The sequence below is a fragment of the Rhodopseudomonas infernalis genome, assembly GCF_022271405.1.
Classification (GTDB): domain Bacteria; phylum Pseudomonadota; class Alphaproteobacteria; order Rhizobiales; family Xanthobacteraceae; genus Rhodopseudomonas; species Rhodopseudomonas infernalis.
In genome coordinates this window covers 42,735-58,769 of record NZ_JAJNAL010000018.1, presented here as the reverse complement: position 1 = coordinate 58,769, position 16,035 = coordinate 42,735, and the positions used below count along the sequence as shown (strand labels likewise).

The following is a 16,035-nucleotide window of genomic DNA, read 5'->3' as shown; positions in this document are numbered from 1 at the left end:
CAACGCATTGTTCAGCAAACAGGCCCGCGTCGCGGGCCTGTTTTTGTTTTGGCCTGTCGCTTGCGGGCGCGGCGCGCTAACATCGAGGCGGGTTGACACCCGAGGAGAGGATCAAGCGATGCGAACCTGGATCGGCGCCGCGGTCGTGGCTGGTGCATTCGGACTACTCACTCCCATGATGGCGCAAGCGATGGAAGCGCCGCACCGCACCGTGACGCAGCTCGGCCAAGATCGTGGGGCCACCGATTTCAGCGCGCGGCATCGCGGTCGCGCCCATGCGCAGCGCTCGGTGCACGGCCACAAATATCGCAGCGGGCACCGCTATCGCCGCGCCGCACGCACAGCCCCGGCTTACGGCGCACAGCCCTACGGCTATCACCCGGGCGGGATGGCGCCGTTCTTTCCCTTCGGCTTCGGCGGTTACGGCTTCCAGCCGTCCTGGTAAGCGCATCGCGTAGTTGGCGGACGCGGTGGCGCTCCCCGCTGCCGTTCATGGCGCGTTCACCATCGCCTGCCTAGCCTTGCTGCTATGCAAGATCCTTTGCATCCAATCGCCGGCTCACGGCGGATCGGAGGACGGATGGCCATCGCAGTTACGAGATTGATGTCGCGTCCCGTTGGATTAGTTCGCCGGCTTGGCGTGCTGAGCGCCGCGGCGATCGCGGCCTTCGCTGTGACGATCGTTGCGGCGCCGCGCGCCGAGGCGCTGTCGCCGGTGAGCGTCGGCGCGGCTCCGGTCCGTGCGGCGGTGCCCGAGCGTGCTATTCAGGTGCGCGGTGGACATTTCGGCGGCCATCATGGCGGCGGCTTTCACGGTGGCGGCGGCTTTCGCGGTGGGGGTTTCCATGGCGGCGGATTTCGCCACGGGTTTCATGGCGGCGGATTCCGCGGCGGCCAGTTCGGCGGCAGGGCGATCTATCATCACCGGCACTTCGGCGGTGGTCCAAGGTTCTATGGCCATCGGCACGACGGCTTCCGCCGGCACGCCTACGGCCCGCGGTTTTATGGCCCGCGCTCCTATGGCTATGTCGGGCGACGCTACATTGCGCCGGTGTATTACGGCCCGCGCTATTATGGTCCGCGCAGGTTCTGCCGCGTGATCTACACTCATTACGGCCCGCGCCGCGTCTGCCAGTTCCGTCCCTGGCGGCATCATTGGCATCGCCATCACTGGCGCCACCATCATCGCCACCACCGCGCCTGGCGTGTGTACTGGTAAGACGCAGCCGAAACGCAGACAGGCGCCCGATCGGGCGCCAGTCGTGCATCGGCTAATCCCCGATCGTCACCGCCGGGCTTGACCCGGCGGTCCATTCTTCTTTGGAAGATGGATTGCCGGGGCAAGCCCGGCAATGACGACGGTGATGAATTCGCTGCGCAGTTAGTGCCAGTCCCGGATATCGACGAAGTGGCCGGCGATTGCGGCCGCGGCGGCCATCGCGGGCGACACCAGATGGGTGCGGCCCTTGAAGCCCTGGCGGCCTTCGAAGTTGCGGTTCGAGGTCGAGGCGCAGCGCTCTTCCGGCGCCAGCTTGTCCGGGTTCATGGCCAGGCACATCGAGCAGCCCGGCTCGCGCCAGTCGAAGCCGGCCTTGATGAAGATCTTGTCGAGCCCTTCGGCCTCGGCCTGCTCCTTCACCAGACCGGAGCCCGGCACGATCATGGCCTTGACGTTGCCGTTGACGGTCTTGCCCTCGGCCACCTTGGCGGCGGCGCGCAGGTCTTCGATGCGGCCGTTGGTGCAGGAGCCGATAAACATCCGGTCGATCTTGATGTCGGTGATCTTGGTGCCCGGCGTCAGGCCCATATAGGCCAGCGCCCGCTCCTTGGAGAGCCGCTTGGCCTCGTCGGCGATGTCGGCCGGATTCGGCACCTTGCCGGTGATCGAGATGACGTCCTCGGGCGAGGTGCCCCAGGTCACGATCGGCGGCAGCTTGGCGGCGTCGAGCCGCAGCTCGTGGTCGAAATGCGCGCCCTCGTCGGAGCGCAGGGTGTCCCAATAGCGGACCGCCGCGTCCCACAGCTCGCCCTTCGGCGCCATCGGACGGCCCTTGAGGAAGTCGTAGGCCTGCTGGTCCGGCGCGATCAGGCCGGCGCGGGCACCGCCTTCGATCGACATGTTGCAGACCGTCATGCGGCCTTCCATCGACAGCGCGCGGATCGCGTCGCCGGCGTATTCCAGCACGTAGCCGGTGCCGCCCGCGGTGCCGATCTCGCCGATGATCGCCAGGATGATGTCCTTGGCGGTGACGCCGTCCGGCAGCTTGCCGTCGACGGTCACGCGCATGTTCTTGGCCTTTTTCTGGATCAGCGTCTGGGTCGCCAGCACATGCTCGACCTCGGAGGTGCCGATGCCGTGCGCCAGAGCGCCAAACGCGCCGTGCGTCGAGGTGTGGCTGTCGCCGCACACGATGGTGGTGCCGGGCAGGGTGAAGCCCTGCTCCGGGCCGATGACGTGCACCACGCCCTGCCGCTTGTCGAATTCGTTGTAGTAGGTGACGCCGAAGTCACGCGCGTTCTCCGCCAGCGCGGCGATCTGCTCGGCGCTTTCCGGATCGGGATTGGGCTTGGAGCGGTCGCTGGTCGGCACGTTGTGGTCGACCACCGCCAGCGTCTTCTCCGGCGCGTGGACCTTGCGGCCGGTGGTGCGCAGCCCCTCGAACGCCTGCGGCGACGTCACTTCGTGCACCAGATGGCGATCGATGTAGAGCAGGCAGGTTCCGTCGTCGGCCTCGTGGACCAGATGGTCGTTCCAGATCTTGTCGTACAGCGTGGTGGGCTTAGCGGACATGGTGTCGGTCCTTTGGAAGGATCTTTGAATCGTCGAAAAGGGAGGCGATCGCGCGACGCGGATGCGCCGCCGGCGGATCAGCTAATCAGCGCGGCCGTGGTCAGCCGGCCGAAAAACCGCCACGGCAGGCGGCTGCGGTCGTCCAGGACGATGCGGGTGCAATCTGGAAACATTCCATCCATATAGCACGACAAGCGCGGCCGACAATGTGCCGAGGTCGCGCAGGGGAGCACGGCAGGCGCAACAAAAAAGCGCGACCCGAAGGCCGCGCTTTCGAAACTTCAGTCGACGAAGCTGATTACTCGGCGGCGCCAGCGGCGACCTTGGCCGGGCGGTCCTGCTTCTTCTCGACGATGCGGGCCGACTTACCACGCAGGTTGCGCAGGTAATACAGCTTGGCGCGACGCACCTTGCCGCGGCGCACCACCTTGATCGAGTCGATCATCGGGGACAGCAGCGGGAATACGCGCTCGACGCCTTCGCCGTACGAAATCTTGCGCACGGTGAAGCTTTCGTTGATGCCGCCGCCGGAGCGGCCGATGCACACGCCCTCATAGGCCTGCACACGCGAACGCTCGCCTTCGACGACCTTCACGTTGACGATCACGGTGTCGCCGGGACCGAACTCCGGAATCGTCTTGCCGGCGGACAGCTTGTCGAACTGCTCTTTTTCGAGCGTCTGAATGAGGTTCATCGGTAATTCTCCATCGGCGGCGCGCCCGACCATCCCGGCGCGGGCTGCGCGAAGATCCACTGTCCTGCCATTGCACGGATTTGCCGGTGCTATACGGCAATCCTGGGGGTTTGTCACCCGTCCGTCTTGTTTTTTGGTGATTTTCGCGATTCGCTTTTCGGACCCGTGATTTGCGCCGGCCGGAGCGCCCAGAGGTCGGGCCGGCGGGCCCTGGTCAGGGCTTCGGCCTCGGCCTGCCGCCACGCCGCGACCTTGGCGTGGTCGCCCGACGTCAGGACCTCGGGGATCGGGCGGTCCTCGAACAATTGCGGCCGCGTGTACTGCGGATACTCCAGCAGACCGGCCGAAAAGCTCTCCTCGGTGGAGGACTCCAGCTTGCCCATCACGCCCGGCAGCAGCCGGACGCAGGCGTCGATCAGCGCCATCGCGGCGATCTCGCCGCCGGACAGCACATAGTCGCCGATCGAAACTTCCTCGAGCTGGCGGGCGTCGATCACCCGCTGGTCGATGCCCTCGAACCGGCCGCAGACAATCAGCGGGCCGGGGCCGGCGGCGAGGTCCGCGACCCGCGCCTGGGTCAGCGGCCGGCCGCGCGGGCTCATCACCAGGCGGGGGCGCTCGGACGTCGCATCCGCCGCATCGATCGCCGCCGCCAGAACGTCGGCGCGAAGCACCATGCCGGGGCCGCCGCCGGCCGGGGTGTCGTCGACGCTGCGGTGCCGGTCCATGGCCGAGTCACGGATGTCGCGCGCCTCCAGCGCCCAGACCTCGGACGCCAGCGCCCGCCCCGCCAGGCTGACGCCGAGCGGGCCGGGAAACATCTCCGGAAACAGGGTCAGAACAGTGGCTCGCCAGGTCATGAGGAGGCCGTGCAGCGAATTTAGACGTCATGCCCGGACTTGATCCGGGCATCCATCTTCTTCGCAAGAGGATGGATCGCCGGGTCAAGCCCGGCGATGACGACGATTACTACATCACCGAGCCCCGGACAAAGCGCAGCGCGCCGAAGGCGTGATGCGCTGCAGATCCGGCGCCCCGTTTTTTGGAGCCGGCGAAGCAAGCTACCGGGGTCCCGGATCTGCGAGGCAGCACGGCGTGGTGCGTCGCGTCCGGGACACGGGATTGCGTGAGGCTACGCCTCCGGATGGTTCGGCGTGTCGCCTTCGATCTCGCCCGGCGGTTCGATCATCACCCGGCCGGCCGCGAGGTCGACGGTCGGGACCACCGCGTTGGTGAAGGGCAGCAGCAGCGTCGGGCCCGAGGGAGGCGCGATCTCGATGATGTCGCCGGCGCCGAAATCATGCAGCGCCACCACACGGCCGAGCGGCTCGCCGGCGGTGGTGACCGCGGCGAGGCCGATCAAATCAGCGTGGTAGTACTCATCTTCATCGGTGGGCGGCAGCGCGTCGCGCGGCACGTAGAGCTCGATGCCGTTGAGGCGCTCGGCCTCGTCGCGCGTGGTGACGCCCTTCAGCGTCACCACCAGATGGTCCTTGGCCTCGCGCGCGGTCGCGATCTCGAACGACCGCGCCCCGTCCTTGGTGGCGAGCGGCCCGTAGTCGTTCACCGCGAACGGATCGGCGGTGAAGCTCCACAGCCGCACCGCACCGCGCACGCCGTGCGGCGCACCGATCCGGGCGACGCAGACTTGCCGGGCGTCGGAGGTCTGCCCGGACGGCACCGGCGCTTACTTCTTGGCGGCGGCTTCGGCGGCGGCCTTGCGCTCCTTGCGCGGCACGGCCTTTTCCGGGTTGTTGCGCGCTTCACGCTTCTTGACGCCGGTGACGTCGAGGAAGCGGGCGACGCGGTCGGACGGCTGCGCGCCCTTGGCGAGCCAGTCCTTGACCTTGTCGAGGTCGAGCTTGAGGCGGGCTTCGTTGTCCTTCGCCATCAGCGGGTTGAAGTAGCCGAGGCGCTCGATGAAGCGGCCGTCGCGCGGGAAGCGCGAGTCGGCGACGACGACGTGGTAGAACGGGCGCTTCTTGGTACCAGCGCGCGCGAGGCGGATGACGACGGACATGAAGTTCTCCTGAGGTGGGGTTCGGTGTGTTTCAGTGAATAGTTAGTTCGTCATTCCGGGGCGCGCGTAGCGCGAACCCGGAATCCCGAGCTGTTCTGCGAGAGAGATTCCGGGTTCGCCGCTGCGCGGCGCCCCGGAATGACAAAAGAGAGGTGATTGCTCGCCGACTCATTTCTTTTTCCCGAACAGGCCGCCGAGGCCCGGCAGCGTCGGCTTGCCGGGCAGGCCGGTGAGGCCGGGCAGATTGGGCAGGCCGCCGCGCAGGCTGGCGGGCAGATCCTTCGGCAATTCGGGCAGGCCGCCGGGCATCTCGCCGCCCTTCATCTTCTCCTGCATCGCCTTGATCTCGTCGGCCGACGGCATGCCGCCGCCAAAACCCATCGCCTTGGCGAAGCCGGCCATCGGGCCGCCTTTGCCGCGGCCCACGGCCTTCATCATGTCGGCCATGTTGCGGTGCATTTTCAGCAGCTTGTTGACGTCCTCGACCTTGATGCCGGCGCCGGCGGCGATCCTCTTTTTACGGCTGGCCTTGAGGATGTCGGGGTTCTTGCGCTCGTCGCGGGTCATCGAATCGATGATCGCGACCTGGCGGAGCAGAACCTTGTCGTCGACGCCGGCGGCGGCGATCTGGTTCTTCATCTTGGAGATGCCCGGCATCATCCCCATCAGCCCGCCGATGCCGCCCATCTTGGACATCTGCAGCAGCTGTTCGCGCATGTCGGCCAAGTCGAACTTGCCCTTGCGCATCTTCTCGGCGACGGCGGCGGCCTTCTCGGCGTCGAGCGTCGAGGCGGCTTTCTCGACCAGCGAGACGATATCGCCCATGCCGAGGATGCGGCCGGCGATACGGCTGGGGTGAAAGTCTTCGAGCGCATCGGTCTTTTCGCCGGTGCCCATCAGCTTGATCGGCTTGCCGGTGACGGCGCGCATCGACAGCGCGGCGCCGCCGCGGCCATCGCCGTCGATTCGCGTCAGCACGATGCCGGTGAGGCCGACGCGCTGATCGAACGCGCGGGCGAGGTTGACGGCGTCCTGACCGGTCAGTGAGTCCGCGACCAGCAGCACTTCGTGCGGATTGGCGGCGGCTTTGATCTCGGCCGCCTCGCTCATCATGTCTTCGTCGAGCGTGGTGCGGCCGGCGGTGTCGAGCAGCACAACGTCGTAGCCGCCGAGCTTGCCGGCTTCCATCGCGCGGCGCGCGATATCCGGCGGCTTCTGGCCGGCGACGATCGGCAGCGTGTCGATCTCGAGGTCGCGGCCGAGCACCGCGAGCTGCTCCATGGCGGCCGGGCGATAGACGTCGAGCGACGCCATCAGCACCTTGCGCTTGTCGCGCTCGGTCATGCGGCGCGCCAGCTTGGCGGTGGTGGTGGTCTTGCCGGAGCCCTGCAGGCCGACCATCATGATCGGCACCGGCGGCACGGCGTTGAGGTCGATCGCCTGGCTTTCGGAGCCCAGCATGGCGATCAGCTCGTCATTGACGATCTTGACCACCATCTGGCCGGGCTTGACCGACTTGACCACGGTGGCGCCGATCGCCTGCTCGCGGACCTTGTCGGTGAACGAGCGCACCACTTCGAGCGCGACGTCGGCTTCCAGCAGCGCGCGGCGGATCTCGCGCATCGCCGCATCGACATCGGCCTCGCTGAGCGCACCGCGCCCGGTCAGCCGATCGAGAATGCCACCAAGCTTTTCCGACAGATTGTCGAACATCGGCCCAATTCCAGCGACGGCCCTTCGGTGAAAGGCCTACAGAAGCAAACACTTATGGCGCCCGAGGGCGCATCGCGCTGTCGGACGTTGGCCTCCGGCCTCGAGGACCGGTCGGCGGATCGAAAAGAGAACTTTCCGAGATTTCGCCGGCATCTACACGCGACGACGCCGGAAAGTCAAGAATTGCGGCGCTTCAGGTCTTGGCGGGGACTGTTGGGCAATCGAAAAGCTGCTATATATCCGGTGCTTAACGAGGGCGAGGCATATGAAGCACGTCAGTTTGGCGAATGCGCGCGCCAATATCGCGGAACTGCTCGACGAGGTCGAGCGGGGCGAGACGGTTACGATCAGCCGTGAGGGGGTGCGGTCGGTTGAGCTGGCACCTCCGTTTGACGAAAGCAATCGGGCGGATGCCCGGCGAGCTATCGAAGAACTGAAAGAGCTGCGCAAGAAGTCTGGGCCAGCTACCGCAGAAGAGATTATCGCTTGGCGTGACGAAGGTCGTCGCTTCTAAATGCGCTTCGTGCTCGATGCCCCCGTCGCGGCGGCCTATTATTTCGACGATGAGGATGAGTCCGTCGCCGATGCCGCGTTTGCACGCCTCCAAGGCAGTGCAACCGCGGTGGCACCCGCGCTGTTCTGGTTTGAACTCCGGAACGCCTTATTGATCGGATCGAGGCGAGGTCGTATCGACAATCAGCAGATCAAACGCGTGTTGGACCGCATCAATCGCGCGGCCATCACATTTGATCGCCTTCCATCATCGTCGAACGCGCTGTTCGAGCTGGCCCAGCGCCATCGCCTGACCTTCTACGACGCCGCCTATCTCGAACTCGCACAGCGCGAGCGGATCGAGCTGGCGACGCTCGACAAGGCGCTTGTCCGGGCCGCGGAGGCCGAAGGCGTCGGGCTGGTCGGCGCATGAGCGTATGACGTTGATCACCCGCCGCCGCCTTCTGGCGAGCATCGCCGGCCTCGCTACGACCGCCGGCCTGTCCTCTTTCTGGGTATCCCGCATGACCTCGTATAAGGGCCCGATCACCGATCATTTCGACGGTGAGCGCTTCTTCGACCGTGACGGCGTGCCGCCGAAGGGCTGGCTGGACGTGTTGCGCTGGCGGTTAACTACCAAGCCGTCCAGATGGGCCGATTGGGTGCCGAGTCCGTTCGCCGATACGCCGCCGCCGCGGGTCACAGGCGGCACCGCGCGGCTGTCTTATGTCGGCCATGCGAGCTGGCTGATCCAGACCGGCGGGCTCAACATCCTGGTCGACCCGGTGTGGTCCGAGCGGGTGTCGCCGGTGAGTTTCGCCGGGCCGAAGCGTCACAACGATCCGGGCATCGCGTTCGACAAGCTGCCCAAGATCGACATCGTGCTGGTGTCGCACGGCCATTACGATCACCTCGATCTCGCGACGCTGTCGCGACTTGCGGCGACGCATGCGCCGCGGGTGATCACGCCGCTCGGCAACGATCTCACCATGACAGGCCACGATAAGGCTATCCGCGCCGAAGCCTACGATTGGCAGGACCGCGTCGTGCTCGGCGACAGCGTCGCGGTGACGCTGGTCCCGACCCGGCACTGGACCGCGCGCGGCGCGTTCGATCGCAACCGCGCGCTGTGGGCGAGCTTCGTTCTGGAGACGCCGGCCGGCAATATCTATGTGGTCTGCGATTCCGGCTATGGCGAAGGCAAGCACTTCCGGAATGTGGGCGCTCAGCATGGGCCGCTGCGGCTGGCGATCCTGCCGATCGGCGCCTACGAGCCGCGCTGGTTCATGAAGGATCAGCACATGAATCCGGCGGATGCCGTAATGGCGCTAGCAGATTGCGGGGCGCAGCAGGCGCTCGCCAATCACCACTACACATTCCAGCTCACCGACGAGGCGATCGACGCGCCGGAGCAGGATCTGACCGCGGCGCTCGATGCCGCCAGCGTCCCGCGGGAGCGCTTCCAGGTGCTGAAGCCCGGGCAGGTGTTCGAGATTTGATGGTCGCCCAAAGGGGCAAATCTCCGTCATTGCGAGGAGCGAAGCGACGAAGCAATCCACGCCGCGTGCACGGAGATGGATTGCTTCGCGGAGCCTGTCATCGGGCGGCGCTTTGCGCCGACCCGTTGGCTCGCAATGACGGACTTGGGGCTACGCCGTCATCAATAGCTGCCGCAGCTACGGCGTCTTGATCGCCCAGCTCACCAGCACGGTGACGCTCAGCGCTTCTTCGCCGGGCGCAATGGGGGCGCTGGCGGATTGCGTCATCGCCATCTTGCGCATCGGCGCGACGCCCGGCTGCGCGTCCTCGGTGATCACCACCGGCGCGCCGAGGGTGACGCCGGCGGCGCGGGCGTAGATCTCGGCCTTGCGGCGGGCGTCGGCGACCGCCTCGGCGCGGACGTCGTCCAGCACCTTGGACGGATCGGCGACGCGGAAGCTGATGCCGCGGATCTCGTTGGCGCCGGCCTGCACCAGCGTGTCGATCAGGTTGGCGACCCGGGCGATGTCGCGCACCTGCACGGTCACCATGTTGCTGGCCAGATAACCGTTGATCTCGGTGGGGCCGGGCCGGTTGGAGGAGGCGTATTGCGGCTGGATCGACAGCCGCGAGGTCTGGATGTCCTTGCCGTCGAGCCCGGCGTTCTTCAGCTCGAGCAGCACCTTGCCCATCGCCAGATTGTTCGCCTCGGCGGCACCGCGGGCGGTCTTGGCCATATTGGAGACGCCGGCCTCGATCTGGGCGATGTCCGGCGCGACCGATTTGCGGGCCTCGCCGACCACCGTGATGGCCGGCTGCTGCGGTTGCGGCGGCGGCGGTGCCGGCTGCGCATGCAGCGGCGCGGCAGCGACGACGGAGAGGGCGACGGCAGCGAGCAGAGAGCGAAGTTGCATCATTTCATCGGCACATAAACGTTGATGATCAGTTTGTCTTCCGCGGTGGTCAGCGGATCGGTGAGGTACTCTTCCACGAAGGTGTCCTTGGCCTCGATCTTCTTGTCGTCGAGGTGGTTGGTGATCGCCTCGTAGGTGTTGTCCATATTGTCGTACGAACCGCGGTGGACGAACTTCAGCGCCTTGCCGTCCGGCGTGGTGCCCATGCTCATCGTCTTCGGCAGGTTCTTCGGCGTTTCCGGCACCGGCATCTCGGCCTGGAAGGTGAAGCCGTTGTCGTCTGTCGAGGTGTAGACGATCATCGGATTGCCGTTGGGCTTGAGGCCGGCTTTGTCCAGCGTTGCGGTGATCGCCTTGAACGCCTCCATCAACGCCTCGAAGGCGCTGTCCCAGCTCGCCTTGCCCTTCATGATCACCGCGGACTTCGGCTCCAGCGTGATCTCCTCGCCGAACGGATCGGCGGTTTGCACCTTGGCGGGCGGCGTGGTCGGCGCCTGGGCGGCGGGCGGCGGCGTTGCAGGCGTCTCGGTTGCGGCCGGCGGCGTGGCGGGCGCTGCTGGTGTGGCCGGCGTTGCGGGCGGGGCCGGCACAGAAGGCGTCGCCGGAGCCGGCGTTGCCGCGGCCGGTGGCGTGTCGGCGGGCTTGGTTTCGGTCTGGGCGAGCACGCCGGTGACGCCGAGCAGCAAAGCCGCCGCGGAGGTGAGCCCGAGCCAAACGGGGCGGATCAAGCGGGGGCGGTTCATTCCAAATGTCTCCCTGGCCGCAGCGGACGCTGCCGATCGCCGCGATCCGCACGCGCCCGGCGGATCATCGGCGCCGCGTCCTTCCTAACATCCGGCAGGCGCCTTCGTCCCTTGCGATCGGCATGTGGCTTGACTGTGGCGGACTGGCCAAAGCCGCCGTCCTTCGCCATATAGGCGCGACAAGGACATCGAGCATGAGCGCACTGGACAATCGCCTGTTTGCCAAGATGAACGGTATCGGCAACGAGATCGTGGTGGTGGACCTGCGCGACCAGACCGCGCCGGTGACACCCGACGACGCCCGCGCGGTGGCGGCGCATGTGCCTTACGATCAGCTGATGCTGCTGCAGCCGGCGCGGCTGCCCGGCACCGAGGCGTTCGTCCGCATCTACAACAATGACGGCTCGGAATCCGGCGCCTGCGGCAACGGCATGCGCTGCGTCGCCTCGCAGATGTTCGCCGGCAGCGACAAGCAGGGCCTGACCTTCGAGACCCGCGCCGGCCTGCTCAATTGCTGGCGCGGTCCGGCCGAGGGGCTGTTCACCGTCGATATGGGCGAGCCGAAGTTCGGCTGGCAGGACATTCCGCTCGCCGAAGAGTTTCGCGACACCCGCGGCATCGAGCTGCAGATCGGCCCGATCGACGCGCCGATCCTGCATACGCCGTCGGTGGTCAGCATGGGCAACCCGCATGCTGTGTTCTGGGTCGACGACATCGAGGCTTACGATCTGGGCAAGTTCGGGCCGCTGCTCGAAAACCATCCGATGTTTCCGGAGCGCGCCAACATCACGCTCGCCCACATCGTCGATCGCGATCACATCACGATGCGGACCTGGGAGCGCGGCGCCGGGCTGACCAAGGCCTGCGGCTCGGCGGCGTGCGCGACGGCGGTGGCGGCGGCGCGGCTGCGGCGGACGAACCGTGTCGTCGAGATGACGCTGCCGGGCGGCCAACTCACCATCGAGTGGCGCGAGCCCGACAATCACGTGCTGATGACGGGCGGGGCCGAGTTCGAGTTTGAAGGCCGGTTCGATTCGGCGCTGTTCGCGCCGTCGCTTAATTCCAATCCGGCCTGATGACGGTCGAGATCGTCACCTTCGGCTGCCGCCTCAACGCGTTCGAATCCGAAGTGATCCGCCGCGAGGCGGAGGGCGCCGGCCTCGCTGATACGATTGTGGTCAACAGCTGCGCCGTCACCAATGAGGCGGTCGCGCAGGCGCGCCAGCAGATCCGCAAGCTGAAGCGCGCGCGGCCCGGTGCGCGCATCGTCGTCACCGGCTGCGCGGCGCAGACCGAGCCCGCGACCTTCGCCGCAATGGCCGAAGTCGACCGCGTCATCGGCAATGACGACAAGATGCGCGGCGACGCCTGGCGCGCGGCGCGGACGGCGTTCGACGCCGACGCGTTCGGGCTGGGGCGCGAGCAGAAGATCGCCGTCGCCGACATCATGGCGGTGCGCGAAATGGCGCCGCATCTCGTCGATGGGTATCAGCGCGGGCTGCCGCGGGTGTTCGTGCAGGTGCAGAACGGCTGCGACCATCGCTGCACCTTCTGCATCATCCCGTTCGGCCGCGGCAATTCGCGCTCGGTGCCGGTCGGCGCGGTGGTCGATCAGGTTCGCGCGCTGGCCGAGCGCGGCCATGCCGAGATCGTGCTGACCGGCGTCGACCTCACCAGCTACGGCGCCGACCTGCCGGGCGCGCCGAAGCTCGGCACGCTGGTTAAGAAAGTCTTACGCCACGTTCCCGAGCTGCAGCGCCTGCGGATCTCCTCGATCGATCAGGTCGAGGTCGACCGCGACCTGATCGACGCGCTGGCCAGTGAAGAGCGGCTGATGCCGCATCTGCATCTGTCGCTGCAGGCCGGCGACGATCTGATCCTGAAGCGGATGAAGCGGCGGCACGCCCGCTCCGACGCCGTGGCATTCTGCAATGAGGTCCGCCGGCTACGGCCGGACATCGTTCTCGGCGCCGATCTGATCGCCGGCTTTCCGACCGAAACCGATGAGATGTTTCAGCGCTCGCTGGATCTGGTCGAGGACTGCGGCCTCACCTTCCTGCACGTCTTCCCCTATTCCAAACGCCCCGGCACCCCGGCCGCGCGAATGCCGCAGCTCGACGGCCGCGTCATTCGCGACCGCGCCGCGCGTCTGCGTGCCGCCGGCGAAGCGGCGCTGGCGCGGCGCCTGCAGGCGGAAATCGGCGCCACCCGCGCGGTGCTGATCGAAAGCGCCACGCAGGGCCGGACGGAGCACTTCATCCCAGTCGCGATCGAAGGCGGAGTTCCGGGTGAAGTGCGAGCGATGGCCATCCGTGGCCATGATGGAGCCAAGCTCACCGTGTGAGCGCGGCATTGCCTCATCCGCCGACGTCATCGTCCGGCTTGTCCGGACGACCCAGTATCCCAGAGCGCTCGCTTACTACTAACAGCAGCGCTCTGGAATACTGGATCCCCGCCTTCGCGGGGATGACGGTTTGTGGATGGGGTGGGCGCGCGCGAACTAATCGCCCGCCCATCCGCACGCTTGCAGCCGCGGATGCATGTGCGCCGGTGGCTGTGCCGTCACCACCACGGGCGGCTTGTTGCGCGACAGCGGGATGACGATCTCGCGGGCATGCAGGTGCAGCCGCGGTTCGCCGAAGCGGGGGCCGTTGCCGTAGATGTTGTCGCCGACGATCGGCCAGCCCATCGCGGCGCAATGCACCCGCAACTGATGGGTGCGGCCGGTGATCGGCTCGAGCGCCAGCCAGGTCAGATGTGTCGGAGGCGGGGCGCCGACGATCGCGCCCGGCTTGCGAGACAGATCATCAGCCTCGCCCCGCGCAGGGCGAGCTCCCTCTCCCGCTTGCGGGAGAGGGTTGGGGTGAGGGAGCCCCGAGGTGAGCGTCCCGTTGTCGACCCCCACCCCCAACCCCTCCCCGCAAGGGGGAGGGGAGAAGGATCGCCCCATCACCCGCCATTTCGTCAGCGACGGCAGACCTTCCGGATCGATCTTCTGCCACCAGCCGCGTTCGGCGTTGAGGCGGCCGATCGGGAGGTCGATGCTGCCTTCGTCCTCGACCGGGCCGCCCTCGACGATCGCCCAATAGGTCTTGGAAATCTTGCTGTGTTTGAAAAGCAATCCCAGCGTGGCGGTGGCCTTGCGGTGGCGGCCGAGCACCAGGCAGCCGGAGGTGTCGCGGTCGAGCCGATGCGCCAGCACCGGCGGGCGCGGCAGGCCGAAGCGCAGCGCGTCGAACGAGGCTTCGAGGTTGGGGCCGCCCTTCGGGCCGCGATGCACCGGCAGGCCGGGCGGCTTGTCGATCACCAGCATCAGGCCGTCGCGATGCAGCACCCGCGCCTGGATCTCGTCCGGCGTCAGTTCCGGCACGTCGAATTGATCTGCGTGGCTTTCGTTCATGGTCCGAAACGGCTAACACAGCGCCCTGATGAGTGACACGGAAAATGGCAAAACGAGCTGGTGGCGGCGGCTGTCCAGCGGACTGAAACGGACGTCGAGCCAGATCGGCACGGCGCTCACCGATCTGATTTCCAAGCGCAAGCTCGACCGGGCGATGCTCGAGGAGATCGAGGACGTGCTGCTGCGCGCCGATCTCGGCACCGAGGTGGCGGCGCGGATCGCCGCGGCGGTCGGCGAGGGCCGCTACGACAAGATGATCGCGGCCAGCGACGTCAAGGAGATCGTCGCCGCCGAGGTCGAGAAGGTGCTGGCGCCGGTGGCCAAGCCCCTCACCATCGATACGGCCCATAAGCCGTTCGTGGTGCTGGTGGTCGGCGTCAACGGCTCCGGCAAGACCACCACGATCGGCAAGCTCTCGGCCCGTTTCGCGGCGGAAGGGCACAGCGTCATGATGGCGGCCGGCGATACCTTCCGGGCCGCGGCGATCGAGCAGCTCAAGGTCTGGGGCGACCGCACCGGCACGCCGGTGATCGCCGGCGCGCAGGGCTCGGACTCCGCGGGTTTGGCGTTCAACGCGCTGACCGCCGCCAAGGACCAGGGCCGCGACGTGCTGCTGATCGACACCGCCGGCCGGCTGCAGAACCGCGCCGAGCTGATGAACGAGCTGGAAAAGGTCGTGCGCGTCATCAAGAAGGTCGATGCGACGGCGCCGCATGCGGTGCTGCTGGTGCTCGACGCCACCGTCGGCCAGAACGCGCTGTCGCAGGTCGAAGCCTTCACCAAGACGGCCGGCGTGACTGGATTGGTGATGACCAAGCTCGACGGCACCGCGCGTGGCGGCATCCTGGTCGCCATCGCCGAGAAGCACAAGCTGCCGGTGCATTTCGTCGGCGTCGGCGAGGGCGTCGACGATCTGGCGCCGTTCACCGCACGCGATTTCGCCAAGGCGATCGCCGGCACGGAGGCCGCATGAGCGACCAACTGATCGACAAAAAGCAGCCGCATCCGCTGTTCAAGCTGGCGACCGAACTCGGCCCGCTGCTGGTGTTCTTCTTCGTCAATGCCAAGTTCAATCTATTCGCCGCCACCGGCGCCTTCATGGTGGCGGTAATCGCCGCCATCATCGCGTCCTATGTGGTGACGAAGCACGTGCCGATCATGGCGATCGTCACCGCCGTGGTGGTGCTGGTGTTCGGCACGCTGACGCTGGTGCTGCACGACGAGACCTTCATCAAGATGAAGCCGACCATCGTGTACGCGCTGTTCGCCGCGGTGCTCGGTGGCGGCCTGCTGTTCGGCCGCAGCTTCATCGCCATCCTGTTCGACCAGGTGTTCAACCTGACGCCGGAAGGCTGGCGCAAGCTGACGGCGCGCTGGGCCTTGTTCTTCGCCGCGATGGCGGTGCTGAACGAGACGGTGTGGCGGACGCAGTCGACCGAGTTCTGGGTGTCGTTCAAGGTGTTCGGCATGATCCCGCTCACCATGGCGTTTGCCATGCTGCAGATGCCGCTGGCCAAGCGCTACACCGCCGAACCCGCGACGCTCGACAAGAGCGCGTCCGACGAAGGCGACGTGTCGGGGCGCTAAGCGCGATTTTCCGGGCGGCCCCTCCCCGTCATTTCGAGCGCAGCGAAGCAATCCAGCTCAGTACACGGCGCTGGATTGCTTCGTCGCTACGCTCCTCGCAATGACGGCTCGGATTGGTAGAAGGGCTTCGGCACTATCTCCACAGCCGTCATTGCCGGGCTTGACCCGGCAATCCATCCTTCTTGAAGTGATGGATGCCCGG

18 protein-coding genes are annotated in these 16,035 nt (G+C 66.8%); 9 read left to right on the top strand and 9 right to left on the bottom strand.

Annotated features, from left to right (window positions below):
* Positions 1-118: 118 nt before the first annotated feature.
* Together LPW26_RS13885 and LPW26_RS13880 are read left to right on the top strand one after the other, a co-directional pair.
* Positions 119-445, top strand: coding sequence for a hypothetical protein (locus LPW26_RS13885; protein WP_238735974.1), 327 nt, complete (start codon positions 119-121; stop codon positions 443-445).
* A gap of 159 nt (positions 446-604) precedes the next feature.
* Positions 605-1,219: a hypothetical protein gene (locus LPW26_RS13880; RefSeq protein WP_238735972.1), complete on the top strand. Its 615-nt coding sequence runs from the start codon at positions 605-607 to the stop codon at positions 1,217-1,219.
* Positions 1,220-1,381: 162 nt separating this feature from the next.
* Here the strand turns inward: LPW26_RS13880 and leuC are convergent, their stop codons facing one another.
* From leuC to ffh, 6 genes are all read right to left on the bottom strand, one after another.
* Positions 1,382-2,791 carry a 3-isopropylmalate dehydratase large subunit gene (gene leuC / locus LPW26_RS13875; protein WP_238735970.1) on the bottom strand — a complete coding sequence of 470 codons (1,410 nt, stop codon included), beginning with the start codon at positions 2,789-2,791 and terminating at the stop codon, positions 1,382-1,384.
* A 298-nt stretch (positions 2,792-3,089) separates the two neighbouring features.
* Positions 3,090-3,485 (bottom strand): 50S ribosomal protein L19, encoded by a 396-nt coding sequence (rplS, locus tag LPW26_RS13870; protein WP_011439250.1) that lies wholly within the window; start codon positions 3,483-3,485, stop codon positions 3,090-3,092.
* A 113-nt stretch (positions 3,486-3,598) separates the two neighbouring features.
* On the bottom strand, positions 3,599-4,345 hold the full coding sequence (gene trmD, locus LPW26_RS13865; RefSeq protein ID WP_238735969.1) for a tRNA (guanosine(37)-N1)-methyltransferase TrmD: 747 nt from the start codon (positions 4,343-4,345) through the stop codon (positions 3,599-3,601).
* Positions 4,346-4,617: 272 nt separating this feature from the next.
* Positions 4,618-5,166, bottom strand: a complete 549-nt coding sequence (rimM, locus tag LPW26_RS13860; protein WP_238735968.1) for a ribosome maturation factor RimM — start codon at positions 5,164-5,166, stop codon at positions 4,618-4,620.
* A 6-nt stretch (positions 5,167-5,172) separates the two neighbouring features.
* Positions 5,173-5,505 carry a 30S ribosomal protein S16 gene (rpsP, locus tag LPW26_RS13855; RefSeq protein WP_238735966.1) on the bottom strand — a complete coding sequence of 111 codons (333 nt, stop codon included), beginning with the start codon at positions 5,503-5,505 and terminating at the stop codon, positions 5,173-5,175.
* Positions 5,506-5,673: 168 nt separating this feature from the next.
* Positions 5,674-7,218 (bottom strand): signal recognition particle protein, encoded by a 1,545-nt coding sequence (gene ffh, locus LPW26_RS13850; protein WP_238735964.1) that lies wholly within the window; start codon positions 7,216-7,218, stop codon positions 5,674-5,676.
* Positions 7,219-7,483: 265 nt separating this feature from the next.
* Between ffh and LPW26_RS13845 the strand changes: the two genes are divergently transcribed.
* From LPW26_RS13845 to LPW26_RS13835, 3 genes are read left to right on the top strand one after another with little or no spacing between them, the layout of a single operon-like run.
* The gene (locus LPW26_RS13845; RefSeq protein ID WP_238735962.1) at positions 7,484-7,732 is read left to right on the top strand and encodes a type II toxin-antitoxin system prevent-host-death family antitoxin; all 249 of its coding nucleotides are present in this window, start codon (positions 7,484-7,486) and stop codon (positions 7,730-7,732) included.
* Complete coding sequence (locus LPW26_RS13840) at positions 7,733-8,143, top strand: type II toxin-antitoxin system VapC family toxin (RefSeq protein ID WP_238735961.1); 411 nt, start codon at positions 7,733-7,735, stop codon at positions 8,141-8,143.
* Between the two features lie 4 nt (positions 8,144-8,147).
* Positions 8,148-9,209, top strand: coding sequence for an MBL fold metallo-hydrolase (locus LPW26_RS13835; RefSeq protein WP_238735960.1), 1,062 nt, complete (start codon positions 8,148-8,150; stop codon positions 9,207-9,209).
* 177 nt (positions 9,210-9,386) lie between these two features.
* Here the strand turns inward: LPW26_RS13835 and LPW26_RS13830 are convergent, their stop codons facing one another.
* Both LPW26_RS13830 and LPW26_RS13825 read right to left on the bottom strand, forming a co-directional pair.
* Positions 9,387-10,106 (bottom strand): SIMPL domain-containing protein, encoded by a 720-nt coding sequence (locus LPW26_RS13830; protein WP_238735959.1) that lies wholly within the window; start codon positions 10,104-10,106, stop codon positions 9,387-9,389.
* The gene (locus LPW26_RS13825) at positions 10,103-10,846 is read right to left on the bottom strand and encodes a GyrI-like domain-containing protein (protein WP_238735958.1); all 744 of its coding nucleotides are present in this window, start codon (positions 10,844-10,846) and stop codon (positions 10,103-10,105) included. Before LPW26_RS13825 ends, LPW26_RS13830 begins: the two co-directional genes overlap by 4 nt.
* Before the next feature lie 194 nt (positions 10,847-11,040).
* Here LPW26_RS13825 and dapF point away from each other — a divergent pair, with 194 nt between their 5' ends.
* Both dapF and mtaB read left to right on the top strand, forming a co-directional pair.
* On the top strand, positions 11,041-11,922 hold the full coding sequence (gene dapF, locus LPW26_RS13820) for a diaminopimelate epimerase (protein WP_238735957.1): 882 nt from the start codon (positions 11,041-11,043) through the stop codon (positions 11,920-11,922).
* The gene (gene mtaB, locus LPW26_RS13815; protein ID WP_238735956.1) at positions 11,922-13,190 is read left to right on the top strand and encodes a tRNA (N(6)-L-threonylcarbamoyladenosine(37)-C(2))-methylthiotransferase MtaB; all 1,269 of its coding nucleotides are present in this window, start codon (positions 11,922-11,924) and stop codon (positions 13,188-13,190) included. The genes dapF and mtaB overlap by 1 nt, the downstream gene beginning before the upstream one ends.
* A gap of 156 nt (positions 13,191-13,346) precedes the next feature.
* Here the strand turns inward: mtaB and LPW26_RS13810 are convergent, their stop codons facing one another.
* A complete protein-coding gene (locus LPW26_RS13810; protein WP_238735955.1) occupies positions 13,347-14,246 on the bottom strand; it encodes an RluA family pseudouridine synthase in 900 nt (299 codons plus the stop codon).
* A 28-nt stretch (positions 14,247-14,274) separates the two neighbouring features.
* Here LPW26_RS13810 and ftsY point away from each other — a divergent pair, with 28 nt between their 5' ends.
* Both ftsY and LPW26_RS13800 read left to right on the top strand, forming a co-directional pair.
* Entirely contained in the window at positions 14,275-15,219 is a 945-nt protein-coding gene (gene ftsY, locus LPW26_RS13805) for a signal recognition particle-docking protein FtsY (RefSeq protein WP_238735954.1), read from the top strand.
* 11 nt (positions 15,220-15,230) lie between these two features.
* On the top strand, positions 15,231-15,833 hold the full coding sequence (locus tag LPW26_RS13800) for a septation protein A (protein WP_238736043.1): 603 nt from the start codon (positions 15,231-15,233) through the stop codon (positions 15,831-15,833).
* Positions 15,834-16,035 lie beyond the last annotated feature (202 nt).

Bases quoted from the DNA above. Each gene is read 5' to 3' on its own strand.
- LPW26_RS13885 (WP_238735974.1), top strand. From the start codon at position 119: ATGCGAACCTGGATCGGCGCCGCGGTCGTGGCTGGTGCATTCGGACTA.
- LPW26_RS13880 (WP_238735972.1), top strand. From the start codon at position 605: ATGTCGCGTCCCGTTGGATTAGTTCGCCGGCTTGGCGTGCTGAGCGCC.
- leuC (WP_238735970.1), bottom strand. From the start codon at position 2,791: ATGTCCGCTAAGCCCACCACGCTGTACGACAAGATCTGGAACGACCAT.
- rplS (WP_011439250.1), bottom strand. From the start codon at position 3,485: ATGAACCTCATTCAGACGCTCGAAAAAGAGCAGTTCGACAAGCTGTCC.
- trmD (WP_238735969.1), bottom strand. From the start codon at position 4,345: ATGACCTGGCGAGCCACTGTTCTGACCCTGTTTCCGGAGATGTTTCCC.
- rpsP (WP_238735966.1), bottom strand. From the start codon at position 5,505: ATGTCCGTCGTCATCCGCCTCGCGCGCGCTGGTACCAAGAAGCGCCCG.
- ffh (WP_238735964.1), bottom strand. From the start codon at position 7,218: ATGTTCGACAATCTGTCGGAAAAGCTTGGTGGCATTCTCGATCGGCTG.
- LPW26_RS13845 (WP_238735962.1), top strand. From the start codon at position 7,484: ATGAAGCACGTCAGTTTGGCGAATGCGCGCGCCAATATCGCGGAACTG.
- LPW26_RS13840 (WP_238735961.1), top strand. From the start codon at position 7,733: ATGCGCTTCGTGCTCGATGCCCCCGTCGCGGCGGCCTATTATTTCGAC.
- LPW26_RS13835 (WP_238735960.1), top strand. From the start codon at position 8,148: ATGACGTTGATCACCCGCCGCCGCCTTCTGGCGAGCATCGCCGGCCTC.
- LPW26_RS13830 (WP_238735959.1), bottom strand. From the start codon at position 10,106: ATGATGCAACTTCGCTCTCTGCTCGCTGCCGTCGCCCTCTCCGTCGTC.
- LPW26_RS13825 (WP_238735958.1), bottom strand. From the start codon at position 10,846: ATGAACCGCCCCCGCTTGATCCGCCCCGTTTGGCTCGGGCTCACCTCC.
- dapF (WP_238735957.1), top strand. From the start codon at position 11,041: ATGAGCGCACTGGACAATCGCCTGTTTGCCAAGATGAACGGTATCGGC.
- mtaB (WP_238735956.1), top strand. From the start codon at position 11,922: ATGACGGTCGAGATCGTCACCTTCGGCTGCCGCCTCAACGCGTTCGAA.
- LPW26_RS13810 (WP_238735955.1), bottom strand. From the start codon at position 14,246: ATGAACGAAAGCCACGCAGATCAATTCGACGTGCCGGAACTGACGCCG.
- ftsY (WP_238735954.1), top strand. From the start codon at position 14,275: ATGAGTGACACGGAAAATGGCAAAACGAGCTGGTGGCGGCGGCTGTCC.